Origin of the sequence: Mesorhizobium sp. M4B.F.Ca.ET.089.01.1.1, assembly GCF_004022605.1 — a bacterium.
Classification (GTDB): domain Bacteria; phylum Pseudomonadota; class Alphaproteobacteria; order Rhizobiales; family Rhizobiaceae; genus Mesorhizobium; species Mesorhizobium abyssinicae.
In genome coordinates this window covers 1-23,752 of the sequence record NZ_RZOS01000041.1, presented here as the reverse complement: position 1 = coordinate 23,752, position 23,752 = coordinate 1, and the positions used below count along the sequence as shown (strand labels likewise).

Sequence of the window (23,752 nt, the reverse complement as noted above, 5' to 3'; positions counted from 1 at the left end):
CGCCAGCGGCTTGACGTCCGCGATCGCCTGCAGTTGTTCGAGGGTCTGGTGTTTCATAATCAGCTCCTGTTGATCGAGCATTCACCCAAGGGGTTTTCGCGACAAGCCTATCGGTCGGCCAAATAAGTGGCCTCCTCATCGTCACGCTGGCGTCCGCCAAGCGCCGCTGCGACGCTGGCAATAAAGGCGCCTACCACCATGGACAGGGCGCCAAGAAGGGCGAAGGTGGCGCCGGCTTTCCTGGCTGTGTCGGCCGCCTGCTGGGCCTTGATCTTTGCCTCCTTCACCTTGGCCATCATTGCATCCACCCGAGCCTTGGCATCGGCCTGCGGAAGCCCGGTGCGGGCGGCCACGAGTTGCGTCAGATAGGCGCTGTCGTCAGCCGCAAGTTCACCGCCGGTCGCAGCAGTCGCGAGCAGGATGCGCGACGCCTGCGCGGTCGCTGCAGCTTCGTTCTGCGGATTGGCGTCGACGGGCTTGGTCAGGTCGGCGGGGCGGAACAAGGCATCCACATAGTAGGACGTGTTGTCGAATGCTGAGCCGTCCTTGCTTGCGGCACCGGCCGAGGCCCCGGTCGCGGCGCCCGCGGCGACCGTCGAAACTGCCTGCACTCCAGAACCCAATGCCGCCGAAAGCGCTGAGCCGAGAACTCCCGCAACAAGAAGCGTGGCGAGTGCCCAGGCAAGGAAACCGTGAGCTGTGTCGCGGAAGTAGGTTTCATCGGTATGAATCCCCACCCATTTGGTGCGCAACCGACCCGTGAGATATCCACCGACGCCAGATGAAAGCCATTGCACGACCACCAGCCAGACTGCGGTCGACACAGCAAATGTCGTAGCCGACGCGCCGGCACCGGACCACGGCGAAACCATGCTCAGCCCAAGGCCGGAGCCCAACAACAGGAGCATGACTGTCAGGGTCGAAGCGGCGAAGGCGCCGGCAATGATTGGCCCCCAGTTCACTGCTGAAGATGAGGATTCTGTCGGTGCAGAGGCCTCGGAAGTCGCAAGTGTTGCCTCCATCTGAGCCTCCTACCGCGCAAACAGCATGATGAGAATGATGATCGGAATGGGAATGCCGAGCAGCCAGAGCAAGATACCGCGGCCCATAGAAGCCTCCTGTGGGTTAGTGTGTGATGAACTAACAATGTCGCTGCAGGTCTTCTGTTCCGTTGGCGGTAAGCCGGGTCATTTACAGGCGGCAAAGGCCTTCATGCCCTTCCTGATCGCCCTGCGCGCCTCGTCGGCATTCTGCCATCCCTTGAACTTGATGGTCTTGCCCGTCCCCAGCACGGACGACAGGAAGAACTGCTCGATTTCGCGCCGCAGGTCATCTGGCACACGATCCGCCGCAACCGGTTCGGCAGCATCTTCCCTATGTGGAGAGAAGACATAGCGGTCGTTGCGCAAGGGCTCGCCACCGGAGTCTTTCTGCTTGACACGCAATGCACCCAACAGGTCGCATTTGATGACGATGCCAGGAGCGGAAGCCGCCTGGTGGATGACCAGCCCGTCGAGGGGATCGCCATCATCGCCCAAGGTGGAAGGGATAAAGCCCCAGTCGTAGGGATAAGTCATCCCGACCGGTAAGGGGCGGACATAACCGAAGGTCCGGGTTGCGCGATCGTAGGCGATTTTCGCCTCCGCACCACGCGGTGTTTCAATCACTACTCTGACAAGCCCATTCGTCGTGGTTGGCAGCTTCAGATAATCGGGCATTGCGATGCTCTATCGCGGGGGGTTGCTCCGGTTGGAACTTCAAGACGCGACGAATGTTCCGAAGGGCAGCGCGAGCCCAGCCGCAGTCCGACGCGTTGGGGCGAATGGGCGCTCAGGCGCCGAGCGGGCTCATCGCCGAGCCGGCTGCGTGCTGCCGCGGAACCAAAATTCCCGCAGTCGCTTTTACCGAATACGCGGCTGCCGGGCCGAGCGGACGGTGGAGACATACGTGGCGCTTGAAGGTGCGGCGCGTGCGAATATCGGCATTCGCATCATGATAGTCACTGTGGTGGCGGTGCCGCTGCTCTTCGCGCTGAGCGGCCTTGTCATTCGCTATGCGGCTTTTGCCTCAGTATCGTCGGATACAGGTTTTGCGGCCTATGCTCAGGCGCTCTGCAGGTGGGACTGCGCCTGGTATGTCGACATCTCCGAAAAGGGCTATGAGCGCTTCCCAATTCCGAACGCAAGCAATGTCGGGCGCTGGGGCTTCTTCCCGCTCTATCCGCTTCTAGTGGCGGCGATCCGATCCGTCTTGCCCTTCCCCACGATCCTGATCGCGACGATCACGTCGCTGGCGTTGAGCTACGCAGCCTGCCTCGTGGCATGGCCGCTCGTGGGGAAGAACATGCGCGCCTACGTGCTCTATTGCGCCTTCCTGCTCAGTGGCCCGTTCTCGTTCCATTTCACCACTTTCCTCAGCGAACCGCTCTTCGTGCTGCTTACCTCGTGCGTCTTCCTAGCGCTCAAGCGCTCCAACTATCTCGCCGCCGGGGTGGCCTCGGCGCTTCTGTCGGCAACGCGGCTCGTTGGCGTGCTAGCCGTGTTCGCCACCGTCATCCACATGTACGAGGAGTATCGCGCGAAGGGCGGTTCGATCGTCGCCTTTCCTCGCTGGCTGCTCGGCCGGCCGGACCTTCTGGTCGCCATCTTCATCTCGCCCGCCGGTTTGTTCGCCTACATGCTCTTTCTCTATCTCACGGTCGGGGACGGCTTTGCCTTCCTCCACATCCAGCGCGCTTTCGGGCGCGTGGCGGGCAATCCGCTGCTGTTCCTGTGGGACGGCCTGTCCTACCATGCCGGCTGGCTGCCCACGGCGCCGCAATGGAGCGCAATGACGGCAATTGCCGGCCTGGCGCTCTGCTTGGTGCTCGGGGCTCGCAGGCAATATGGCGCGGCCCTTTTCTGCGCCGTCAGCATCATCTTGCCGTTGACCACGAACCTGGCCTCGATGGTCAGATACGTCGTCGGGCTCGCGCCGCTGGCGATGCTGGTAGCCGTCTTGCTGTCAGCGTCGAAGCTGACCTTCGTCGGGGCCTTGGCGCTGTTCCTCGCCGCCTGCTACTTCATGACGGTGGCGTGGATCGGAGGCTATCTTGCCTTGGTCTGAAGCGCTGCGATCCCCTAGGTCCGCTGTATCACTTGGCGGTTACGGTCTGGCGGCCGCCCTTGCCTTGTCCGAGCTCGCCATCCTCACGCTTGCCCTCAATCCCGACGTCAACGGCGACTACCGCGCCTATTACATCGACCGCACGACGACGTGCCTCAACCGCGACGCGATCGGCAGCTACACGCCGGGCAGGACAATATCGTTCCGGTCCGATGGCGCCAGACAGACCTCGGATATGAGGGTTTGCGGCTGGTCGGGTCCGGTGGCGGACGGCACCCATTCGCTAGGCGAGTCCTCGCGCCTTCGCCTGGCGCTGCCCCCCGTCCGTGGCGGCCTTCTGGCCACGCTGCAGGTGGCCGCCGTCATCCGCCCTCCCCAACTCACACAGAGGATCGTCATATCGGCAAATGGCGTAAGGCTGCATCCGGCGACAGTTTCGGGCGCGGCACCGATGACGGTGGCTTTCGTCATTCCCCAGGCAGCCCTGGCCGACACCGGCAGGCTGGATTTGTTCTTCGACTATCCCGACGGCATCGCGCAGAGTCCGGCGGCAAGCAACATATACAACCGGTCGATCAAGCTGATCTCGTTTCGGCTGGATGCGCTCTAGGCGCAAGCGACATTCACCTAGGACGGTTCGCCCCTTCGGTCGGCTCCCGCCCGGCAAAGACCCAGCGGTCGAGCACGATAAGATTGAGCGCCGGGATGATCAGGCAGGTCAGCAGTATGGGGACGAAAAGCGGCAGGCCGAGCATCACCGTGAAGAGCTTGGGCGCAGCATAGGCGACGCCGAGGCCGGTCGCCGTCAGCAGCAGGAAACGTGGGGCTTCCGAGCGATGCGATCCGGCCGACATGAAGCTGAAGGACTTGTGCGCCAGATAGGAAAACAGTGCCGCTGCTGCATAAGCGGCGAGCGAAGCCTGCACCGGCGTGAAGCCGAGGTCCGCCCGGGCGAAGACCGCAGCCAGGACAGCGTAGAGAATCGTCGCGGCGATGCCGACCGATCCGAAGCGCGCCAGGAATTTCACGCCAGCGGTGAAGCGGTGCTCAGGCATAAGCGACACACGCGTACTGTGCTCCGAGCGGCAGGGCTGCGAGCGCGCGCTCGACTTTCCTGGCAAAGGGTCTTGCTGAAGGCAGCAACAGGAAATGCTCGGACCGGATATTTCTGAATTCTGCTTCTCGAAACAGCGATGCCGCCTTGCGGGTGCCAAGCAGGACGGCGTCCTTGTCGAACGGGCAGCGGAGCACCGCCATGCGCGTCAGCGGATTGTAGGGATTGTGCTCGATGATGCAGGCAACGCCGCCCCGCCGCAGGACACGCCTCATCTCGCGGAAAAAATTGAGCCAGGATGTGGGCGGCACATGATGGACGACACAGCTGGCGAAGGCCAGGTCGAAGGCGCCGCTCTCATAAGGCAGGCTACCGTGGGTGCAGGCGCTGTAGCCGACATGCGGATTGTCGCGCGCGGCGCGCGCCAGTGAATCCCGGGAAACATCGCAACCCTCGAGGCGATCGAAGGCCCCTTCGAGATAGGGATGGAGCGCGCCGATGCCACAACCCACGTCGAGCGCACGCACCTCCGCCCTGCCCGCGCGAAGGTACCGCTCGACGACCAGGCGCCGCAAAAGGTCGGCCTTGGCTGCGAGGAAGAAATCATGCTGAAGCCCTGAGAACCGAATCGAGCCTTCGACCACATCGCGGTAACTGGTGTTATAGCTGTCGAAGTGTTCGGACATCGGCCGCAACCCCGTTCTCTGCCTTGCGAAACGAGGTGCGCCGGTCACCGGAAGCGACGCGCACCGAGCGGCCGAAGCCGTTCAGCCTGTCGACCACGTAGAGGGGACGGCGTTTGACCTCGGCGTGGATGCTGCCGACATAAAGCCCGACAACGCCGGTCATGAAAAGGTTGATGCCGCAGAGCAGCGACACGACGACCACGGTCGACGTCCAGCCGGCGAGGACGCCCGCTTCAAAGAGCCATGCAAAGATGGCGTAAGCGCCGAAAAGGACGGCAAGGGCGGAGACGACCAATCCCGCCCAAAGCGCCAGACGCAGCGGTTTTTCCGAGAAGCTGATGATGCCGTGGACCGCAAGATGCACCATCTTCCAGAACGGGTATTTGGTCTCGCCCAGCGTGCGCGCCGGTCGCTCGAACGACACAGCCGCCTGCTTGAATCCCATCCAACCGAACATGCCTCTGACGAAGCGGTCGTGCTCGGGCATGCGCTTGAAGGTCTCCAGCGCCTTGCGGCCGACCAGGCGGAAGTCGCCGACGTCGCGGGGAATGTCGACCGGCGTCATCTTCTCCAAAACGCGGTAGAAGAGGCTCGCGGACATACGCTTGAACCAGGATTCGCCCTCGCGCCTGATGCGCCTTGCATAGACGATCTCGAAGCCTTCCTTCCACTTCGCCACGAGGTCGAGCACGACCTCCGGCGGATCCTGCAGGTCGGCATCCATGACGATGATGGCCTCGCCCGCCGCCGCCTCCATGCCGGCCGTGATGGCGATCTGGTGTCCGAAGTTGCGGGAAAGCTCGATCAGCCGGAAGCTCGGCTCGGCAGCGACCATGCGCCGAAGGTATTTCACGCTTCCGTCGTGGCTTCCATCGTCGACGAAGATGACCTCCGCCTCTGCGTCCAGCTGACCCACCAGCAGGCTTATTCGCTCGACCAGCCGGGGCAGCACCTCCTCCTCATTGTAGATCGGCAGCACCAATGAGTAGCGCGGGGACTGCGCGTTTGCGCGCGTCCGAATGCCGTGCATCACAGCGTCTCGCATGCGGTTGAAAATGGAACACCCGCCACAAAGTTCCCAAGGTCCATCAGAAATCGCTAATTTGCCAGCCTTCTGGGATCAGCCAATGATGCAACCGGCCAGCCCGCCCCTGCGGCGCTCGAATAATCGCCTCGTAACACTGCCTATTTCTTCATCTATTTCGCGGATTCGAAACTGGACAAAGGCGGCGCGCATGAGCTGCTACGCCATTTCGGTCAGGAGTTGCGCGGGGTCGCGTCTCGCGCATGTCGAGCTTTGCGGTGAAACTTGAAGACCCGTGCCTGGCAGGCACCACCATGAGGATGTGCCGTAGAAGTCTGCCCGGGCCGCTTCGCAGGGCATCCATTCGAGCAGAGCCGCCCGGACTGCAGAGCGATCGCGGATCGGCGTGCCAGATCAACGCAAGGGGCATATCACCGGGGGTGGCTTGCCCCCCGCCGGTCTCGCGGGAACCTGCGTCACAGTCGAAAGTTCTTGGTGATGGCAAATCACCCAATCATGAGCGTGCTCACCTCGATCGGCACCTTAACCTCTCGTCCCGGCGCCTTCCTGGTGGTGTTGGTCTATTCCGTTCTTTGGATGATATTCGATCGGCAAAGTTTGAATTGGCATGGGGCGGCTACTCTCTTCACCTGGGCCATGACGCTGTTCATCCAGCGAGCAGAGCATCGCGACACTCAGGCAATCCACGCCAAGCTGGATGAGATGTTGCGATCAAATAGCTCGGCGTCAAACATCACCCGGATTGACGATCAGGAACCCGAAGAAATCGAAAAACATCGCGTTCGCAAACAGCAGGGAGATTGACGTGCGGCCTTCCGGTCTCGTGGCGTTTCTGGCAGGCGGGAAAGCGATCGGGCCCAACGGAGGGTTCGCACGCTTGCTCAAGTTTCTGAGCTATGTGGCCGTTGCGTTGATCGCTGTTTTGCTCACATTGCTTGTCATAAACCTGATCCCTGAACCCCGCGTTTTGCGAGCCATCGTGCCTCACCGTTTCGAGGCCTCAAACAGCCAATTTCCCACGAGCATGAGCGGGTATTCGCAAGGGCAGCTTTCCAGTTCGAACGCAGTGCAAACCTTGGTCAACGGAGATGAGATCTTTCCTTCAATGTTGCAGGCGATCGGCGCGGCCAGGTCCACCATTGATATGGAGACCTATATCTACTGGTCGGGCGCCGTCGGCTACAGGTTCGCGACAGCGTTGGCCGCTAAAGCCAGAGATGGAGTTGAAGTCCGTGTGCTCGTTGACTGGGTCGGAAGCCTTCCATTTGATGAAGACCTGATCCGAATCATGACAAGAGCCGGCGTTGCGTTCGAACGCTATCGGCCCGTCCATTGGTATACGTTGGACCGGGTAAACCATCGGACGCATCGCAAACTGCTCATTGTCGATGGGCGCGTCGCATTTACCGGCGGCGTCGGCATTGCAGATAACTGGCTTGGCGACGCCCGCAACCCCAATGAGTGGCGTGATACCCACTACCGGGTGGAAGGTCCAGTGGTCTCTGCTTTCCAGGCGGCGTTCGCTGAAAATTGGCTGGAGGCAACCGGAGAGACCCTGCAGGGTGAGAAATTCTACCTTCCACCGGAACCCGCAGGTGCGCTTAGCGCTCAGTTGATACTGTCTTCGCAGCCCAATGGCTCAGAGAACATGCAGCTGATGATGTTGGCGGCCATTGCTGCCGCCAAAGATCACTTGCGTATCGGAATGGCCTATTTCGTGCCGGACGACATCGCCCTTCAGCAGATTTTGGATGCCAGGAGGCGCGGGGTATCGGTAGACGTTATTGTGCCCAGTTCGCTGACGGATGTGCCGCTGGCTCGAAAGAGCTCGCGCTACTTCTGGGGCGACTTGCTCCGAGCGGGTGTGCGGATCTTCGAGTTTCAGCCTACCATGTATCATCCCAAGCTCTTGATCATTGACGACGTCTGGGCAAGCTTTGGTTCTGCCAATTTGGACGAGCGCTCTTTGCGGCTAAACGACGAAGCCACGCTGAACGTCTACGGAAAGGATTTCGCAACGACGCAGATCGACTTGTTCAACCAGGATCTTCAGCGATCAAGGCAAGTCAGTTTGGACGAATGGGAAGCGCGTCCCCTGTCCGAAAAGATCACGGACTGGTTTGCCAGTCGGCTACGCTCTCAACTTTGAGACATTGTGATCCTGCCCCTGCGCATATTGAACATGGCCGGATGCGAACTCGTCGGCGCCTTCTCGACCAACATCGGCACAGCGGCGCCCCCTTTGCAGGCGCGTGCGCGATTGTTCGCGCTCTACCCGCCGATTTGGTGGAGGCGGATCGCCGCTGGAACGCTACGCCGTCCTGAGCATTGCATGGGGACAGGAGATTTCCCATGCCCACTTTCCGCTTTGAGACGGTCCAATTCGGCAAGACCAAGATAGTCGAGGAAGAGCTCTCCAGCGTCGATTTGGCCAGCCCGAGAGCGCTGGAAATGGCTCACGCCGCACTCGTCGCCGAGGACCCCGCCGGCGCTGCCCAATCGGGCTCGATCATCAAGGTTTACGATGCAGCAGGCTACCTGGTGGCGACCGTCAATTTCTCCGATCTAGTGCGTGACACTTCTGGACCGCGCTCCTCCAGCAGCAAGGCACCTATCGAAGAGCCCGGTGTCATGCGTTCTGGTTGAGCAATCTCGAAGCACCTCCCCAGTCAGCAACCCTTGCTGAGGTCGCGAGTCTGTTTCTGCGTTCCATGCTGCGGACGTTTCGACGAGCAACTCTCAGTTCGGGAAGTGTCGGTTGCCACCAACCCACGAACGTTTGTCCGCTTTTGGCGCACTGCGAGCTGGCCATGTGGCGATCAGTTCGGACAGCGTGGCCGAACGCCACCTGCCCCAAATGTAGCTCGCGTTTGCGCACGCCGCGTTTGGATAGGAGGCGGTCAAATCTTCCGCCTCGACGAGTTCACCGGACACTTCGTCGAAAATGACAATGCCATATTCTTCTGTCGCAACCGGCTTGCCAACGGGCGGTAAGTGTTCAGTTGGAAGTGGATAGCGATGACGGCGGCGTTCGGCGTTCCGCAGTTGAGCGGCCTTGTAAGCATCAGAGCTTTTGGCAGTCTCTCGTCGTCGTTTCCTTTCTTCCGGTTCCGCCTGTTGGGCGGCCTTTTCGATGCTGGGCCAACGGCGTCGTAGCTCTTCAAAAGAACGGAACGGCACTCGCCAGGCCCGCAATTCCTCGTCCCAACTGGCCCAGGGTACTGTTCGCAGTTCCTCGATAACCGTCTTCGAATACGGGGTTCAAATACGGAGGTCGTCGGACACCTCCAGGTATGCGCTTGATATTGGATCAAAGGCGAAGGCGTCGCGTCCCTTGCTGTCGCCGTGAACCGCCAGCATTGCTGCCTCTTTTTCCAGCCAACGGTCGATCCGCCCGGCGGCCGTCTTTCCTGGGACGAACCAGCTCCTGCGCTCGTCGCTCCACCTCGCTCGCGGAAAAACCTGTCGGAACCGTTCGACGGCCATCCTGTCGAAGGGAAAGCGCGCTTCGGCACCAGGAGTATGCGGCTTTTGTGGCATGGGACCAGGTCCGATCTTTCCGCTTCCTGCGGGATCACGGTTCCATGCATTGAACGCTGGCCGAGCCAGTAGGTTCACGAACTTCAAGCGATCCTGCGGCACGAGGACAAGTGTCGCCGCACGAATGCAAGCTCTGCGAAGCGCAGTGAAACCTTCCCCACATTCGGCGGTTAACTCGGAAAGGTGAGACCATGGCGAGACGCGATGAAACGGGGACAGCGCCCATGCGGCCGAGAAAACCTCGTTCTCGCCCGCTGAAAGGCGAGGACGCAGAGGTGAAACATATCGTGGAAATCCAGAATGTGTCGCCAGCCCAGGCGCGAGAACTTGTGCGTCGGTACGGACATGATTGGCGCAAGATCGATGAAGCCGCCAAATCCTACAAAGACCAAAAATGAGCTCCCCCTTTGCGAGATGACGGTCTCATGGTTCAGATGGCTGAGTTCGAATGACCCGCATCGCAACCTTCAATCTGAATGGCTACCCGTTCTCAAGTGGCTAGGTCAAACCGAGTATGACGTCGTGTGCCCTCAGGAGCTGAAGACATAAGACGGACAAATTTCCTGCCGATGCGATCAGAAGGGCCGTCTACGGCGCGATCTGGCACGGCCAAAAGTGTCAAGCATCCAAACGGATTTGGTCGCCTCGCCGCTGACGTTCAGGCTCACTCTTTGACGTAAGCACCTGGCTGGCGACCTGTCTTGGGCGCCTTTGCGTCTTTCGAATGTTCCGAGATCGCAGGGCCGGCTCCAGATGTCTTTTCTGTTGGGGGGCTCGGGGTCGCCTGTTTCCCTGGATTCTGGCCGGCGGACCGATGGGAGCTGTCCGCTTGACCGGTTGGCCTCGTTAGGCCGATCCCGCCCGGCGGCTTTTTGTTGCCCGCCGCCTCTTGCGCGAAATCATCCGACGGATCGGCGTCTGTCATCGCCGGATATTTCCTGGCACCCGTCTCGCGACGGTTTTCATCGCCTGTCATAGCTCAGCTCCTGAAGATCATGAGGATCAACCCGCTGATCAGCGGCAAGTTCCCTCATGCCGACTTGCGGGTTGCCTTTGCCTTGGGGCCTGCTTTGATGCCTTCCTTGGCAAGGCTCTTGCGCAGCACCGATGCGAGGTCGACGACGTTCTCTTTGGGCCTTGGTGCCGGTTTCGGCGGCTTCTTGCCCTTGCGCTTTGCGTCGATCATTGCAACGAGCGCATCTTCGTAGGTGTCCTCGAATTTCGATGGATCGAATCTGGTCACCTTCTTGTCGATCAGCAGGCCGGCGATCTCGAGCAGGTCCTGATCATACTTAGGACTCTTCAGATCGTCGAAGACGGTCTTTTCCGGGATCATTTCGTCATGGGTGCGCAGCTCGGTGAGCAGCATGCCTTTGCCGAAGGGTTGAATCACCACTTCCCGCCCGCGCTGGTAAAGCACCACACAGGATCTGGCCGCTACGCGCTTTTTTGCCATGGCCTCTCGCAGCACCGAAAACGCTTCGACAGCCGCGCCATCGGCGGGGATGACGTAGTAAGGTTTTTCCAAATAACGCGTGTCGATGTCGTCGAGAGCGACGAATTCCTCGACCTCCAGGGTATGGGCGGACGTCAGCTTGAGCTTTTTGATGTCGTCGGGCGGAACTTCGATGAATTCCCCCTTTTCGACCTCGTATCCCTTCGTCTGGTCTTCTGCCTCGACGATGTCGCCGGTCACCTCATCGACGTAGGCGCTCTTTACCGGAAGACCGTCCTTTCTGTTCAGAATCTTGAAATGGATTTTCGAGGCTTCACTGGTCGCCCCGACCAGCTTCACGCCACAGGAGACCGAACCAACTTTCAGGAAGCCTTTCCAAACTGCCCGGGGCGCCGTCATGGTCGTTGCCTCGCTTTTCTGGAGTTCTACCGAAATACTCAGGAGCTGGAGATGTTCCAAACGGCAGGTTCGACTTGGCAGTCTCGCGAGGACATCGAGCGAAACGCGGAGATGAACCCGTGTGCCGACAATTCATCAGCGGACTCAGCTCAGCAGCCTTCTGCCTTCAGGGATCGCACCATGCGGACCACAACCGGATCGTAGGGGACTTTTTCGGATTTGCTGTAGTTGATGGTGAAGAGCGCGGCACGGTCATCGCAGACGGCAATGGCACGGACATATCGGATTTGGCCATTGTTGATGCCCGAGTAACTGGCCCATCGGGGCGTGACGCGTCGATACGTCAGCTTCCAGCCGGCCTTTTCGTCCTCGACCATGCGATGCTTGATCTCGGCCCGAAAACTGGCCTTGCCGAGCCTCGCACCCCACACGGCGAGGAAGGCTTCGTTTGCGCCCCGAAAAGCCGCGCCCTGGTCCGAACGTTGGGTCAAGACAAAGCCCGGCGGCACATCGAATGTGAAGCCAAACTGCCTGACGCCGAAAGGCTGCCACGCTTGCGCCTGAAGAAGCGTGCTGAAAAATAGGATCGATACGAGGCTCAGCAGAAAACGTGTCATTGGCGTGATTTAGCGCTTCCTCAGATAGCGTCCAGACTGAACAAGGCCGCCAACAAAGAAAAAGAACTGCCAATATTACGGGCCGCGGAGGCACAGAGCATCGTCGATCCGCTGATGTCGCCGCAATGCGATAATTACCGATCGAAGCACGCTTCATGAGACGCTGTTGAAGACGGCTCGGGATGTCACAGGGAAGGAAGTCACATTCACTCGGGGGAACGGACCTGGCCGGTCAATCAGGGTTGAGCGATAGCCCGGTCTGCTTTTCATCTTGTGACACAGGATTCGGCAGGCCGGGCCATACACCAGCATTGAGGGTTGCCGGAGCCCCGTTACACTGCGCGTTGTCTGGCCACGTCGCAAGGTATGCCTTTGAGGAGGGTGGCCCCGCGCTCGCCTAAGCCGGCCGAGAATCCATGAGGAAGTGACCACCGCCTTGCCTTGGATGGTCAGCGGCAACCACGGCCGCGGCGGCGGAGCGCTCGCCTAGGCTGCCGGGAGGTCACCCATGCTGTCCAAACCCTTCGAAAAGTCGGCCCGCGTTTGGGTCCGACTGGGCTTTCCCGTCAACTCAACACGGTCGCCGACGCCTATCAGTTCGCCAGCGATTCGTGCGGCAACAGCCCAGAACAGAAAGCGGCTGTTCGCGCTGCAAGGCCGCGTTGGTGGGAGATGTCGATCTTGAAACGGCGAGAGGCATTTTCGTTGCCTTTGCCCATCTTTAATGAGGCAGAGGCGGCGGCCCACCCCGCCTCATTCCCAACCTCCTCGCGAAAATCCCGCAGGGAGGCATGCCGCAGGTCTTCCTCGCCGCGGAAATGCTTCATACGGCCGATCACCCTGCGTCGCCGCCGCTTCGTACCCTTGGGCGGGCTCGTGCTCCTTGGACGCGCTGCCACAGCCTTTCTGTTCGCGCCCTTGTTCAAGGCTATGAAGGCGCTCCCGACATAGCGCCCGGTGCTGCGCCCGGCCATTAGGGGGCGAATGCTGAAACCGGAACCGGGCCCTTAGGCAACGCGTTCATCCGCAGTTGTGTAGGTCCAGTGATGAGTGAGCTTAGCAGAGTTATCTGGGAAGAGGTGGCGGATCTGCTCCCAGCGCTGACCAATCGGAAAAGAAGCCAAGCCGATGCCATACCGGTCGATGCTCCAGACTTCCCACATGACCTCGAGCCGGTGACCCGGTCGCCTTTAAGTGCGGGACCAATCCAATAAAGTGGCCCGGTGTTGGGTCAATCATTTCACACAAAGCTCGTTTTCGCCGACGCTAAAGACGTTCGTTTTCAGTCACGCTCGAGTTGCCGCTGCCAGATTACTGTGGACATAACTTCGAGCACCACCGTTCGACGACCTCGGAGTGGACGTGCAGGATATTGTGGCGGCGGCCGCAGGAGCGGCCAAGGCTGATCCAAATCACGAAATATTTCCGCCGGAACAGAGCGCGATGGCCGCAGTTGAGTATGGTTAGGAAAATCTTACCAAGACAGGAGAATGACATGGCCAATCAAGGCGGAAGCCGCAAACAGCATGTGAAGACAGGAGAGAGCCGGAAATCCGCCGACGATCAGGATCAGCGCCGCGGCAGCGGCCAGCAGCAGGCCGACGACAAGCAACGCGGCGGCCAACAGCGCGGCGGCAGCGGCAACTTTGCTGACGACCGCGAGAAGGCTTCGGAAGCCGGTCGCAAAGGTGGTCAGTCCTGATAGATGAAGCGGCGCTCTGAGGCGCCGCTTTTAGTCATTCAGAAGGAGAAAGCGCAATGCCGACGAAATCAGAAAACGGTTTGGAGACCCTGTTTGTGGATGGTCTGAAGGACCTCTATTACGCGGAAAAAAAGATCCTGAAGACATTGCCGAAGCTGGCCAAGGCCGCGCAATCCGAACAGGTAGGCGCTGCATTCGAGAAACATCGGATGGAAACAGAACGCCAGGTAGAACGGCTCGAACAGCTTTTCGAGCAACTTGGCAAACCTGCCAGGGGCAAGACGTGCCCCGCCATCGACGGTATTCTCGAAGAGGGCTCGGAGGTGCTCGAAGAGTATAAGGGGGCGCCCGCCCTCGATGCGGGCCTTGTAGGCGCCGCACAGGCGGTTGAGCATTATGAGATTGCCCGCTATGGGACGCTCATCGCCTGGGCGGAGCAACTCGGCATGAAGGATGCCCTCCCGCTGTTGCGCGAAACCCTCAAAGAAGAGACGGCGACCGACGAAGCGCTCAGCGCTTTGGGCCAGAGCGACGCCAACAAGCGCGCGCTGCAAGCGGCCTGATCAGCTCTCAACAAGCGGCTCCGGTGCTTGTCCGGAGCCGCATGGTGCTACGATGACTATACCGATGCCATCCAACTTCCATTCAGAACAACCAGCCGATGCGATGGTACCAGTCGCATCGGTGACCGAAGCCGTCTCTGAACGTCGACGATGTATAATGATCCTGCAGCAACGAGCGCGAGCCTTTGAACGGCTAAACCTGTTCAATGTTTCACGGGCTCTGTCGTCAGTTGCTGAAGAGATCCGGGGGAGCGACGATGATGAAAGCGTTCGCGAATGGGACGAACGACGGCAGACCCCCGACTTCGTAAAATGACCAAGCTTTCCGATCTTGAGCGGGGGTTGCCGGCGCGCGACCTGAGCGCCGCTGACGCGGTTGGCGAATTGGATGCGATCGGAGTCTCCTCGGCCGATATCAGTCTAACAACTCTGCCGATTGGTATGATGGCGAACCCTCTGACGTTGCAGACGATGCAGCAGGCGGTGCCGGCATAGACGCGGCTATCGGGGGAGCCGGGGGTCTTTTGACGGGTCTTGGCATAATGACCATCCCAGGCATGGGACCTGTAGTAGTTGCAGCAGATGGCTCGTCGCCACAGCAGCCGGCGCGGTAGCGGCGCCGCAGTTGGGGAGCGGCCGGCGGGATCATTGGCGCGCTCACCGAATCTGGGCGGAACACTTGTGACTGCCAAAGTCCAGGATGAACTCCGTTCCGGAAGCCGAGCGCATCCGCGGGCAGGACGGTTCGGTTGACGTGTCTGAACGCCGTCGGGAGTATGAGGCCAGCGGATGGAGCGAATTCAACCCAGATGCGCCTGCATACGGGCCGGATGAAGTCGAATGCGAAAGCGTGCGCTGCGCGGCCTTAGGCCGCTTGCCAGAAGCTACCTCGGCGACGAAAGGGGCAGTCATAGAGAAGGCGAAGTTGCCCGCTGACCAAGCGCCGGCGGGCGATGCTCTGTGCAATCAGAAGGCGCTTGCCCCGAACGGCACGAACGGGGCGACGTCGTGGAGCTAGCCTTTTTCGTTATAGGGCTGCTTGAGCTCGGCCACCATTCTGGCAAGTTCGGAGAATGGCGGAATCTCTGTTTCCGACTGAGCCAAGTTAGCCAACTGAAGCAATCTCAGGGGAAAACACACAGCATCGCGATTTGACGGGGACATATCCTCGTAAAGCCGTGCGTCGTCCAACAGCGAATCCTCGGCATGTTGTAAGGCGCAGTCAATTTCGTCGATCGAAAGAACCCCCTTGTGAACCAGCAGATTGTTGATTGACGCTACGGACATAAGAAGGCCTTCAAGTTGCAAGTTGGCGACGTTCATCAGCTTATCCTCCCTAGATCGCCGAAGGACCTGTAAGGAGAAAACAGGGTTCATGGATGAGATGTTCCGGGGAAAGCGAATTAATCTCGGCTGGCATTACGTGGGTCGGAAGTAAGCAACATCCCAGCCTCCTTTGCCGCAGCTTCGAAGGCTTGGCGTATGACCTGCGGATCAATCGGATCACCCTCCAGAGCTGACAGGCAAAGGATCATTGCCTTGTGCCATCCGGGCCCCCGCTTCGGCCATTTGACGAGTTGCTCGGCCGCTTCCTGGACGTGGCCAACTTCACAAGGCCTGTCCGCCGGGGCGGCTCTCACATAGACCGGAGAATAGAAGCGCCGCCTTGCCAGCCGGTCATCGCGCTTATCGGCCCTGCCGGGGAGCAGCGGGCTCACATCGGGGGCGGAGATTGAACCCCGCGAATTTCTTGCGCGACCGCCTTCAGCGCCCTGGCTACCGGGAAGATTTTCTTTCGCTCAAAATGTAAGGCCTGCAGGTCGACTATGTCGGCGCAGCGCTTGCGTTCCAGCCCGGCTCCTACCGCGGCTGGCTGAATTTGTGTCGCTTCCATCGCTCTTCCTTCTAGAAACTCTCAGGAAACAAACTCGGCAAGCGCGCAAAAGTTGCCGGAAATCGCGATCCTTATCGGTGGGAACTGGTGCCCTAAGCCAACGTTGGTTGCGCATTATCATCCAAGGTTTGTGTCATGGAAAAGACGTTCAATCGAATGGCGGAAGCAGTCGCTCACGCAACAGGTAGGCCGTGGGCCTTCGCTCTTTGCTTGGGATCGGTTTTGACCTGGGCGGCAACTGGCCCTGTGTTTCAATACTCCGAGACCTGGCAATTAGTCATCAATACCGGAACCACCATCGTCACTTTTCTGATGGTCTTCTTGATTCAGAACACACAGAACCGCGATGGCGCCGCCATCCAGGCAAAGCTCGATGAGTTGATCCGCTCCGGCCAGGGCAAGAACGCCTTTATCGGCATCGAGCATCTGACGGAGCAAGAGGTCGAAGAGTTCCGCGCAGCGTGCGCCCGGGCGAAGGAAAGGTCACGAGATGTGTAGACTGCGCGTTTCAAAGACGCACGCGGCGACCATCACGGGCCGGGTGCAGCCCGCGAATTCGCCATGGCGTCAGCCTCGACGATGATGTTCACGAGTTAGGTGGCGGCGGATGCCGATGATCGAGAACTCGCCCTTCTGAAATCCATGTAGCCGAACATCCAGGCAATGCAGATCACGATCATCGCGCTTGGCGATGTTGCGGGTCAGCAGGTCGACGATGTTGTGCAGTGCGGTTTCGATGCCGGCGGCTTGCGCGAATACGGATCGGTAGGACGACGCGGATGCCGCCTGATCGACGCGTGGGTCGTCTCTCTGCTCGTCGAAAGCGGCAGACTCACTGTCCCCTCCCCTGCCTCGCGATGGTCCGCCAAGCGCTGACGGCCTCCTCGTGGCTAAGTGCTCGTCTTCGGTTGATGGCGCTTCAGAGCCCGAACGTGCAACTGTCGACTAGTTGAGCGGACCAAGCCTAGCCTGAAGCGATGGCGACTTGTTGATCGACTTCTTGATCCGTTCGCGCCAGCGCTTTCCTCGGGACAGAGCATCCTCAAGGGCTTCCTGCAGATCATCGGGCCTGTCCAAGGCTAGAACGGTGATGAGAAATTCGGCCTGTAGCCGGTCCTTCAGAGCCTTGAGGCTGTCTGGCCCATCAAGTCGCCGGTCCGCGACTATGAGCTTGTGGATCGCGAAGCGTTCCGGTCGTGGTATCTGAATGAGAACGCCGTCGCGATATGTGACCGCGGCCAGGATTGGCTCCGCAAGCAGATAGTTCAGGTGATGCAGCGATTGGGCATGGACACCCAGAGCAGGCAAAGGCCGCAAGGGTTCGTCTTCGGTAAAGGACGGTGTCAGAAATTCGACTAGCGTCTCGTTACGCGTTTGCCTCCAGCGCCAGGTTTTGCCGGGTTCCAGCGCTGGCGCCGGTTCAAATGAGAAATCTTTCAGAACATTATCGAGCGGACTCGATACGGTATCTTCAAGTGCAATGGAAAGGCGCTCGAAGCTCGCAATGTCGATATCGCTCGTCTGAGCTGTCTGGTCGAAGCTGAAGCGAACGCCAAGTTCACCCTCGTAGAGCCGGAATGCCTGTGTCCCAACGACGGTTCCGCCAAGGCGAAATACGCCGGCTGAGGCCAATGCGTGCAGAAGGCTGCCTGTAGCTGCATCGATCCCAAGAAACCCTTCGGCCCGCAACAGACGGACCAGCCGGGCGCGGTTGCGCCTGCGATTTTCACGGCCCTCTCGGAGCGCGCCGATGCGCTGCATTCGGGCGCGTAGTGCTTCGCTGTCTTCCCCAATATAGGTCTTTTTGACGTCGGAGCCGACACGATAGGAATCATACCAGTAGGTTCGGCCCCCGCGCTCTACGCGGGTCGGCGTTCCACGGATTTCCGCGATCGCCTCATCGCGCAAGGACGCAAGCAGATCATGATAGGCTGAGTGGGCTATGGGCGAGTGGCGATCGAACATGGGAGATGCTCAACAAAAATTGGGCTTGTTGAACATTACGTCTTGTTCAACAAAAGCGCAAATCGTTGAACAGACGGCCGTTGGTCCGACGCCGGTAGATCCGGGCGCGGCCAAGGGGCCCGCCCGTTGGTTGCGTTTCTGCGTCTCGGCGTACCATGGATCGCCCATTGTGCCCTAGCTCCACATTCCTTGACATCGGAAATTATCAAAGCACTTCGGCGCCGTCGAAGTGATCCTGGACCTCGAGCCGGGAGAACTGGTCGTGTCTCTCGGTCCGTCCGGTTCCGGCAAGACGACGCTGCTGCGCATGATCGCCGGCCTCGAAAGCCTTGACGTGGGCACGCTGACGATCGACGGGGTGCGCTCGGAGAACCTTGCGCCGGGCAGGCGCAACGTGGCGATGGTCTTCCAGAATTATGCCCTCTACCCCACCTATGACGGTCGCGGAGACCATGGCCTTTGGTTAAGGAACGTTCGGGTCACGTCGCAGCTCTCCGGCGGGCAGCGCCAGCGCGTGGCCATCGGGCGTGCGATCGTCAAGGAGCGTCTCGAAAAAAAGGGCCGCATCCAGCGGATCCGCTAGTGCCGGGCCGGCAACCCTCTAGTGTCGACCTTTCAGGAACCTTCCTCGCGAAGCAGCGAATTCCAATCGGTTCCAATCAAGTCGATCAGGCGCCTGGCCTCTTCCTCCTGATGCCAGTCCCTCGTCAGTCGCTCTGCCAACAGCTTTAGACGGCTTTGCGCTCATCCCACTGTCGATTGCCGGGCACCGCGAAAATTAGCTTTTGTTTCGTTGCTAAAAGCCCGCCGACCGAAGCCGGCGGGAGAAGGTTGGACTTGCCAGGGGTCTCTGGCAAAAAAACAACGGGCCGACCCGGCTTTTGTTTCAGCTTTAGCTAAAATGTGAAGCCCGCCGCCAGACGGCAGCGGGCCTCATTACAACGACCGGAAGACTAGAGGGGTTGGGAACAATCCGGCCAGCAATTTCCAACGAAAGGGGCGAGTTTTTGTTCCGAGGCATTTTTATAGGTCGGCAAAACCTTAGCCCCCCTTTTTCCAGTTTAGGCCCGGCGGTCAAACCCCGAGTCCCTTCCCTTGGCCGCCGGGGTCGTGTGACTCGCGACCATCATCGGGATGGCTATGCGATCGTGCCGCGCGCGTTGCAAGTTCATGTGGAAACTTGCGTGAAAGGGTTTCGGCAGGATTGCTGATTACGCTGTCTCGCCCATATTCGCAGCCATGGTCGCGGGGCATGTTGAATTGGCGCTGTTTGAGCAGACGTTCGTCAATCCAAACGGTTTGCATCGGCCGTTTCCTGATCGGGTAGCTGACGCGGCAGAGAAAACCGGAGGGTCGGTTCTGTTCGATGTTCGCGTTGATGGTGACGTAGAGGTTCAGCGGATGGCGGCGATCGGATACGGTGCAACCGGCACGGCGATAATTGTGATGCAAAAGAGCGGGGAACTTAGGTGCGCGTCAGTGAATGGCGACACGCGCTTTCTGGTTGAGGAGCTTACCGCCTGGTACGCGTCACCACTTCACGAGCAAGCGCGCGTTGACTATCACGGCACGGCCACAATCTTGCTCGCGAAGCTCCGTAGCGCGGGCCACTTCGCCCGTTCCTAGCCGGGCCAGCGCGGGGACCCTACTTTGGGTCGCGATTCTGGGCTCATCCGATTTGAGGATAGAGGGACCCAACACCCACCGTTTTTTCCAAGTAGCAGCGAAGATTGACGGGCCTATATAACCTCGCCAGCCGGTTAGCCTTGCCGGCTAGGCCCGGCGGTCAACAAGCGCTCATCCCCGACCGTCGGGCTGCTGCTGGACGCCTTGAGGTTTGGTCGTAGTTGGGTGGCAGAATAATAGGGCAAGGGACGGCAAATTGAGGGCTGCCGTTATGCCGCTATCGCTTTGCAGCGGCAAGGGACGGCAAATTGAGGGCTGCCGTTATGCCGCTATCGCTTTGCAGCGGAGTATTTGAACCCGCTGACTTGGACTTGCTCCAGCGGGTGTTTGACCAAGTGTGCATCGAACGCAGCTTAGCCCAAAAGACAAGGAACAGAGGGAAGACCTCGCCGCGAACTTGTCAGCGTTTACCGGAACGGGATCACGACGAAGGGGAACTGTTGCAGGCACTTTCTAAGCGCCGCTTGGCTTAGGCCGTAACCACAGTTTTCTGGCGCTAACGGTTGCGCGACATCGTCGGCATGTCCGCCAGCTGCCTGATTTAGTCGCTTACCCAAGCACCCACCAAGCGGTGACCGCACACAGCAAAAACAAGAGCGCAGCACACGCGATCAATATTGCTCTTAGCATTCCCCACCTGGCGGCTCAGCCGGCAGAAGCCCAAATTGCTGCGCACGCTCCGTAGCGATTTTCAGCAGGGCCGCAGTGGTTTCGCGTGGCGTCCTTCCTTGTGCTTCTGACGTAGTCATCAGCGCTGCGATGGCGCCTCTAATGCGACTTCACAGTTGACGTCCCGATTTGGGCTACCCCTTGGCAATATCGGTGGTTCGACGGCTCGCGACATGCAGAAACAAAGCCGCTGGCGGATGAAAGGTTCCCGCGCGCATCAGGCCTTCCAGTCGCGCCACAGAGCATCAGCTTCGTCCGTTCCATGCCCCAGATGGAAATATTAGCGACTGCTTAACGAAGCCAGCGGCCGCACCAGACTCATTCGCATGGCGAAGGCATCAAGATCGGCGATGAGGTAGCTATCACCGCGACAGTAAGGCGCCGGGTGACGGAAGGACGGGTGAGCGTCTCGATCCTCTCCTACGGCTTCCCGCACTCCATCGTAAACAAGACGTCGACGGCGAAGAAGGGCCAGCCAATCGAACTGATAGGCGACGTCACGCAACGCGCGGGACGTCTACGCGGTCGTCAGGACGCCGAATGGCAACGACGGTCGACGCGACAGGTAACCCGCGAATAGTCAATTGGAATCCTCTTCCCTCTCAAGCGTTCCGACTCGGAAGTTCATCTTTCGCTGAGCCTTTGGGTCCGATTGTCGAGCTTGGCGGGGCCGTGCCCATGGGCGTGGTGGTGCCGCAAGGCCCTGTCGCTGTTTGCGCACGAAAGCGCTCAACAACCTCTAAGGTTCATGGCGTGAATGGAGTGCCGGTCCCGACCCGCCTCCTCTGGAACAATAGAGCGCGAACAACCGTTTTGATTTGTGTAAACCCAAGGAGGCTATCGCCATGGACTGGAACCGCGTTGAGGGAAACTGGAAGCAGGTCAAAGGCAAGGTCAAGGAGCAGTGGGGCAAACTCACTGACGATGATCTGGACCGCATCGCCGGCAGACGGGACCAACTCGAAGGCAAGATCCAGGAACTTTACGGGATTGAGAAGGATCGTGTGCGTCGGGATATCGACGACTGGTATGCCCGACAAGGTTGGTAGAATTGCCTTTGGGCCATCGATGGGGAGGCGCTGGCGCGTGCAGCGCCTTTCGTTTTGAGGTGCGCAAGTGACGCGCCTGCGCAAGAGCGGCGAGCAAAGGAACTCTTCTAGTCCAGGCCGCCCCGGCTTCTATCTCATGCACGCGGCTGCTTTGGTTTCAGTTCTTCTGACCCGCGCAGCCGAGGCCTTACATCGTTCCGATTACCGCGTTGGAGCTCACCGATTTCTCCGGATCAGCTACACCGACAGGCATTAATCCTCTCTGGAGCGAGCACGAGGCCTCAACCATGAGCGTGGTGAACGGCTGCGATCCATTTGTCGCATCACCGGAGTTACCATCACGCCATGCATAACGATTGAACTCAATACGGCGAAGCACACAGTCACCCAAAGAATTGTCACACCCTCAAATTCAGCCTGCCCGAGCGCAAATGCGAGGTAATAGAACGAGCCAAGGCCGCGGATTCCAAAAAAAGCAATCACGGCCTTTTCGCGTGATGCCGCTGGAAATCCGATTAACCCAATCCACCCCGCCAGGGGTCGCACCACGAACAATACCAGGGCGGTAGTGACGATCACCTGCCAGCTCAAGGCGCCAAAAATTGACCCTTCTGCGATGGCTGCTCCAAGGCAGACCAGCAGGACCATCATCAGCAAACGCTCAATCTGCTCCGCGAAGTCATGCAAGCTCTCATGATACTCGTGCTGCCGCTCGACGGACCGTAGCGCCACGGCCGCGACGAACACTGCAAGGAAGCCGTAGCCGTGAAGGATTTCGGTCGAGCCATACGCAAGGCAGGTGATACCGAGCGCAACAAAGCCATCCCTCGTCTCTGACAACCCCGACCGTTTCGGCAGACGAAACGTAAGGTAGCCCATGGCTTTTCCGCCGAGCCAGCCAATTCCAACGCCTGCGGCGAGCTTCCAGACAACGTCAACGATAAACCAGTGCCTGAAGAAGGGCTCGCCGGATGCGTTGGAAAGCGCGATTGCGATTGCAAGATAGACGAACGGAAAGGCCGCTCCATCATTGAGACCGGCCTCGGAGGTAAGGGCAAAACGCACCTCATCCTCCTTGCCGGATTGAGGTGGACCGACTTGTATGTCGCTTGCCAGAACAGGATCAGTTGGTGCCAGGGCAGCCCCAAGCAGAAGTGCGGCGCTAATGCCAAGCCCGAGAATTGACCAGCCTAGAATTGTAATTCCTGCGATCGTCAGAGGCATGGCTATGCCAAGAAGGCGCCACGAGGACTCCCAACCCCGCCAACTCACGGGCCGATCCAGCTTTAGGCCAGCCCCCATAAGGGCGACGATCACAACGAACTCTGTGAGACGCTCGGTTAGTATCCGGTTCTCCAGTGGGTTTACCCCTACGAGCGGAGAGAATGGTGACCAAACCCAAAGAACCCCGATCCCGATGCAAAGCATTGGCAACGAAAGCGGAAGCTTTCGGAGCAGTAAAGGGAGCCAGGCCGTAAGGAGCACGATTGCTCCAAAAACTGCCAAGAGGAGAGCATAGGGCTGCATGTGGGCTTAGGCCGTTGAACGCGTGCTCAAGGCGCCAAGCTGGTGCCGGCCCGAGCAGAAACAGGCTCCCCTCCTCACCCAACGTTCGCCCATCATGTCCTCCCCCGGCCCTTGGCTCGACCGAAGTTTATCGTGACACCGGCCTGGAGCCGCTGTCCGAGACCATTTTCTACTGGTGCAGACGTTGCGCTCCATGACTTCTCGTGGAATATCCGCCACGTAACTCCGCTCGCATGCTTCGCGGCTGGCTGGTGAAACAGCACCTTGGTTAAATTCCAGTGCGAGCAGCCTAGTCTTCACCAAGACGCTCGACCGCCAGTCATCCCCAAAAAGGCGCTCAGCGCGCGAGCCTATTTTCTGTTCACCCTCCTCTTTTCTGTTCACCCTCCTCGGCTTGTAGATCATACGATCCTGGTTTTCGGCGCATATCGCCATTTCGGATCAATGACGAATGCACACCGCCCAGCCGCCACAGGTGGCCGCGAAGGATAGAAGCCAGGATTGCAGCTGTGCCCGCAGTGCCAACAGCGGGCACCGCGAAGAGCGGTTAGTCTAACCGCCACAAACCTAGCAGTTCGCCTCAGTCTGCGGATCACACGCCTTTTTTTCTTGCTTCTGTGGCTTGGGTTTTACCGCCTGCCCACCCTGCTGCTGCTCGGCGGCGGGTTGCTCCTTGGCCTTTTTCTGCGGCTTGGCCGCCTGCTCGGGCTCGCCCTGCTGCTGCTCGGCGGCGGGCTGCTCCTTGGCCTTCTTCTGCGGCTTTGCCGCCTGCTCGGGCTCGCCCTGCTGCTGCTC

Annotated in this window: 28 protein-coding genes and 5 pseudogenes; 15 read left to right on the top strand and 18 right to left on the bottom strand. The window is 59.6% G+C overall.

What is annotated here, in order from left to right:
* Positions 1 to 107: 107 nt before the first annotated feature.
* Both EN780_RS06910 and EN780_RS06905 read right to left on the bottom strand, forming a co-directional pair.
* Positions 108 to 1,022: a hypothetical protein gene (locus EN780_RS06910; protein ID WP_127284504.1), complete on the bottom strand. Its 915-nt coding sequence runs from the start codon at positions 1,020 to 1,022 to the stop codon at positions 108 to 110.
* 165 nt (positions 1,023 to 1,187) lie between these two features.
* Positions 1,188 to 1,718: an inorganic diphosphatase gene (locus EN780_RS06905; RefSeq protein ID WP_127284505.1), complete on the bottom strand. Its 531-nt coding sequence runs from the start codon at positions 1,716 to 1,718 to the stop codon at positions 1,188 to 1,190.
* Between the two features lie 229 nt (positions 1,719 to 1,947).
* Between EN780_RS06905 and EN780_RS06900 the strand changes: the two genes are divergently transcribed.
* Positions 1,948 to 3,105, top strand: a complete 1,158-nt coding sequence (locus EN780_RS06900) for a hypothetical protein (protein WP_127284506.1) — start codon at positions 1,948 to 1,950, stop codon at positions 3,103 to 3,105.
* A gap of 64 nt (positions 3,106 to 3,169) precedes the next feature.
* On the top strand, positions 3,170 to 3,715 hold the full coding sequence (locus tag EN780_RS06895; RefSeq protein ID WP_245478079.1) for a hypothetical protein: 546 nt from the start codon (positions 3,170 to 3,172) through the stop codon (positions 3,713 to 3,715).
* Between the two features lie 13 nt (positions 3,716 to 3,728).
* On the opposite strand, the gene EN780_RS06890 is transcribed toward EN780_RS06895, so the two are convergent.
* Genes EN780_RS06890 through EN780_RS06880 form a run of 3 tightly spaced genes read right to left on the bottom strand, consistent with a single transcriptional unit; the run spans position 3,729 to position 5,875 of the window.
* On the bottom strand, positions 3,729 to 4,160 hold the full coding sequence (locus EN780_RS06890; RefSeq protein WP_127284518.1) for a GtrA family protein: 432 nt from the start codon (positions 4,158 to 4,160) through the stop codon (positions 3,729 to 3,731).
* The gene (locus EN780_RS06885; RefSeq protein ID WP_128272798.1) at positions 4,153 to 4,845 is read right to left on the bottom strand and encodes a class I SAM-dependent methyltransferase; all 693 of its coding nucleotides are present in this window, start codon (positions 4,843 to 4,845) and stop codon (positions 4,153 to 4,155) included. The genes EN780_RS06890 and EN780_RS06885 overlap by 8 nt, the downstream gene beginning before the upstream one ends.
* Complete coding sequence (locus EN780_RS06880) at positions 4,820 to 5,875, bottom strand: glycosyltransferase family 2 protein (RefSeq protein ID WP_189556418.1); 1,056 nt, start codon at positions 5,873 to 5,875, stop codon at positions 4,820 to 4,822. The genes EN780_RS06885 and EN780_RS06880 overlap by 26 nt, the downstream gene beginning before the upstream one ends.
* Before the next feature lie 492 nt (positions 5,876 to 6,367).
* Between EN780_RS06880 and EN780_RS06875 the strand changes: the two genes are divergently transcribed.
* The 3 genes from EN780_RS06875 to EN780_RS06865 all read left to right on the top strand — a co-directional run bounded on the left by EN780_RS06875 (position 6,368) and on the right by EN780_RS06865 (position 8,536).
* The gene (locus EN780_RS06875; RefSeq protein ID WP_128272802.1) at positions 6,368 to 6,694 is read left to right on the top strand and encodes a low affinity iron permease family protein; all 327 of its coding nucleotides are present in this window, start codon (positions 6,368 to 6,370) and stop codon (positions 6,692 to 6,694) included.
* Between the two features lie 73 nt (positions 6,695 to 6,767).
* Positions 6,768 to 8,039, top strand: coding sequence for a phospholipase D-like domain-containing protein (locus EN780_RS06870; protein WP_245499901.1), 1,272 nt, complete (start codon positions 6,768 to 6,770; stop codon positions 8,037 to 8,039).
* Between the two features lie 203 nt (positions 8,040 to 8,242).
* On the top strand, positions 8,243 to 8,536 hold the full coding sequence (locus EN780_RS06865; protein WP_128272794.1) for a hypothetical protein: 294 nt from the start codon (positions 8,243 to 8,245) through the stop codon (positions 8,534 to 8,536).
* A 93-nt stretch (positions 8,537 to 8,629) separates the two neighbouring features.
* On the opposite strand, the gene EN780_RS41525 is transcribed toward EN780_RS06865, so the two are convergent.
* Together EN780_RS41525 and EN780_RS41520 are read right to left on the bottom strand one after the other, a co-directional pair.
* Positions 8,630 to 9,070, bottom strand: a complete 441-nt coding sequence (locus tag EN780_RS41525) for a hypothetical protein (RefSeq protein ID WP_348631244.1) — start codon at positions 9,068 to 9,070, stop codon at positions 8,630 to 8,632.
* Positions 9,071 to 9,151: 81 nt separating this feature from the next.
* Positions 9,152 to 9,517, bottom strand: a complete 366-nt coding sequence (locus EN780_RS41520; protein ID WP_348631243.1) for a hypothetical protein — start codon at positions 9,515 to 9,517, stop codon at positions 9,152 to 9,154.
* A gap of 188 nt (positions 9,518 to 9,705) precedes the next feature.
* Between EN780_RS41520 and EN780_RS41310 the strand changes: the two genes are divergently transcribed.
* Positions 9,706 to 9,828, top strand: a complete 123-nt coding sequence (locus EN780_RS41310) for a hypothetical protein (protein ID WP_281035350.1) — start codon at positions 9,706 to 9,708, stop codon at positions 9,826 to 9,828.
* A gap of 50 nt (positions 9,829 to 9,878) precedes the next feature.
* Positions 9,879 to 10,046: pseudogene (locus tag EN780_RS40500) on the top strand (exodeoxyribonuclease III); the annotation flags it as partial.
* A gap of 48 nt (positions 10,047 to 10,094) precedes the next feature.
* On the opposite strand, the gene EN780_RS06845 reads toward EN780_RS40500, so the two are convergent.
* The 4 genes from EN780_RS06845 to EN780_RS40490 all read right to left on the bottom strand — a co-directional run bounded on the left by EN780_RS06845 (position 10,095) and on the right by EN780_RS40490 (position 12,729).
* Entirely contained in the window at positions 10,095 to 10,406 is a 312-nt protein-coding gene (locus EN780_RS06845; RefSeq protein WP_128272790.1) for a hypothetical protein, read from the bottom strand.
* Positions 10,407 to 10,460: 54 nt separating this feature from the next.
* Positions 10,461 to 11,285, bottom strand: a complete 825-nt coding sequence (locus EN780_RS06840; RefSeq protein ID WP_128272788.1) for a Ku protein — start codon at positions 11,283 to 11,285, stop codon at positions 10,461 to 10,463.
* A 149-nt stretch (positions 11,286 to 11,434) separates the two neighbouring features.
* Entirely contained in the window at positions 11,435 to 11,902 is a 468-nt protein-coding gene (locus EN780_RS06835; RefSeq protein WP_127393801.1) for a hypothetical protein, read from the bottom strand.
* Positions 11,903 to 12,495: 593 nt separating this feature from the next.
* Positions 12,496 to 12,729: a hypothetical protein gene (locus EN780_RS40490; RefSeq protein ID WP_245499900.1), complete on the bottom strand. Its 234-nt coding sequence runs from the start codon at positions 12,727 to 12,729 to the stop codon at positions 12,496 to 12,498.
* A gap of 794 nt (positions 12,730 to 13,523) precedes the next feature.
* On the opposite strand from EN780_RS40490, the pseudogene EN780_RS40485 reads away from it, so the two are divergent.
* From EN780_RS40485 to EN780_RS40475, 4 genes and pseudogenes are all read left to right on the top strand, one after another.
* A pseudogene (locus EN780_RS40485) lies at positions 13,524 to 13,598 on the top strand (KGG domain-containing protein); the annotation flags it as partial.
* 62 nt (positions 13,599 to 13,660) lie between these two features.
* Positions 13,661 to 14,167, top strand: a complete 507-nt coding sequence (locus EN780_RS06810) for a ferritin-like domain-containing protein (protein WP_128272786.1) — start codon at positions 13,661 to 13,663, stop codon at positions 14,165 to 14,167.
* A gap of 312 nt (positions 14,168 to 14,479) precedes the next feature.
* Positions 14,480 to 14,662, top strand: a complete 183-nt coding sequence (locus tag EN780_RS40480) for a hypothetical protein (protein ID WP_245499899.1) — start codon at positions 14,480 to 14,482, stop codon at positions 14,660 to 14,662.
* A gap of 205 nt (positions 14,663 to 14,867) precedes the next feature.
* The gene (locus tag EN780_RS40475) at positions 14,868 to 15,185 is read left to right on the top strand and encodes a hypothetical protein (RefSeq protein ID WP_245499898.1); all 318 of its coding nucleotides are present in this window, start codon (positions 14,868 to 14,870) and stop codon (positions 15,183 to 15,185) included.
* On the opposite strand, the gene EN780_RS06800 is transcribed toward EN780_RS40475, so the two are convergent.
* The 3 genes from EN780_RS06800 to EN780_RS06790 all read right to left on the bottom strand — a co-directional run bounded on the left by EN780_RS06800 (position 15,182) and on the right by EN780_RS06790 (position 16,061).
* Positions 15,182 to 15,490, bottom strand: coding sequence for a hypothetical protein (locus EN780_RS06800; protein WP_128272784.1), 309 nt, complete (start codon positions 15,488 to 15,490; stop codon positions 15,182 to 15,184). The two genes, EN780_RS40475 and EN780_RS06800, sit on opposite strands and share 4 nt — an antisense overlap.
* 80 nt (positions 15,491 to 15,570) lie before the next feature.
* Positions 15,571 to 15,807, bottom strand: a complete 237-nt coding sequence (locus EN780_RS06795; protein WP_128272800.1) for a DUF982 domain-containing protein — start codon at positions 15,805 to 15,807, stop codon at positions 15,571 to 15,573.
* A 74-nt stretch (positions 15,808 to 15,881) separates the two neighbouring features.
* A complete protein-coding gene (locus tag EN780_RS06790; RefSeq protein WP_128272782.1) occupies positions 15,882 to 16,061 on the bottom strand; it encodes a hypothetical protein in 180 nt (59 codons plus the stop codon).
* A 135-nt stretch (positions 16,062 to 16,196) separates the two neighbouring features.
* Here EN780_RS06790 and EN780_RS06785 point away from each other — a divergent pair, with 135 nt between their 5' ends.
* Positions 16,197 to 16,559, top strand: a complete 363-nt coding sequence (locus EN780_RS06785) for a low affinity iron permease family protein (RefSeq protein WP_128272780.1) — start codon at positions 16,197 to 16,199, stop codon at positions 16,557 to 16,559.
* 128 nt (positions 16,560 to 16,687) lie between these two features.
* Here EN780_RS06785 and EN780_RS40470 read toward each other — a convergent pair.
* Both EN780_RS40470 and EN780_RS06780 read right to left on the bottom strand, forming a co-directional pair.
* Positions 16,688 to 16,817: pseudogene (locus EN780_RS40470) on the bottom strand (TrbC/VirB2 family protein); the annotation flags it as partial.
* Between the two features lie 189 nt (positions 16,818 to 17,006).
* Positions 17,007 to 18,026 carry a GSU2403 family nucleotidyltransferase fold protein gene (locus EN780_RS06780; RefSeq protein WP_128272778.1) on the bottom strand — a complete coding sequence of 340 codons (1,020 nt, stop codon included), beginning with the start codon at positions 18,024 to 18,026 and terminating at the stop codon, positions 17,007 to 17,009.
* A 229-nt stretch (positions 18,027 to 18,255) separates the two neighbouring features.
* Between EN780_RS06780 and EN780_RS06775 the strand changes: the two are divergent.
* From EN780_RS06775 to EN780_RS06755, 3 genes and pseudogenes are all read left to right on the top strand, one after another.
* Positions 18,256 to 18,570 (top strand): annotated as a pseudogene (locus EN780_RS06775) (ATP-binding cassette domain-containing protein); the annotation flags it as partial.
* 716 nt (positions 18,571 to 19,286) lie between these two features.
* Entirely contained in the window at positions 19,287 to 19,652 is a 366-nt protein-coding gene (locus EN780_RS06770; protein ID WP_245499897.1) for a hypothetical protein, read from the top strand.
* 1,574 nt (positions 19,653 to 21,226) lie between these two features.
* Positions 21,227 to 21,430: a CsbD family protein gene (locus EN780_RS06755; RefSeq protein ID WP_127391079.1), complete on the top strand. Its 204-nt coding sequence runs from the start codon at positions 21,227 to 21,229 to the stop codon at positions 21,428 to 21,430.
* A gap of 252 nt (positions 21,431 to 21,682) precedes the next feature.
* On the opposite strand, the gene EN780_RS06750 is transcribed toward EN780_RS06755, so the two are convergent.
* On the bottom strand, positions 21,683 to 22,957 hold the full coding sequence (locus EN780_RS06750; RefSeq protein ID WP_128272774.1) for a cation:proton antiporter: 1,275 nt from the start codon (positions 22,955 to 22,957) through the stop codon (positions 21,683 to 21,685).
* 567 nt (positions 22,958 to 23,524) lie between these two features.
* Positions 23,525 to 23,752, bottom strand: a pseudogene (locus EN780_RS38730) (hypothetical protein); the annotation flags it as partial.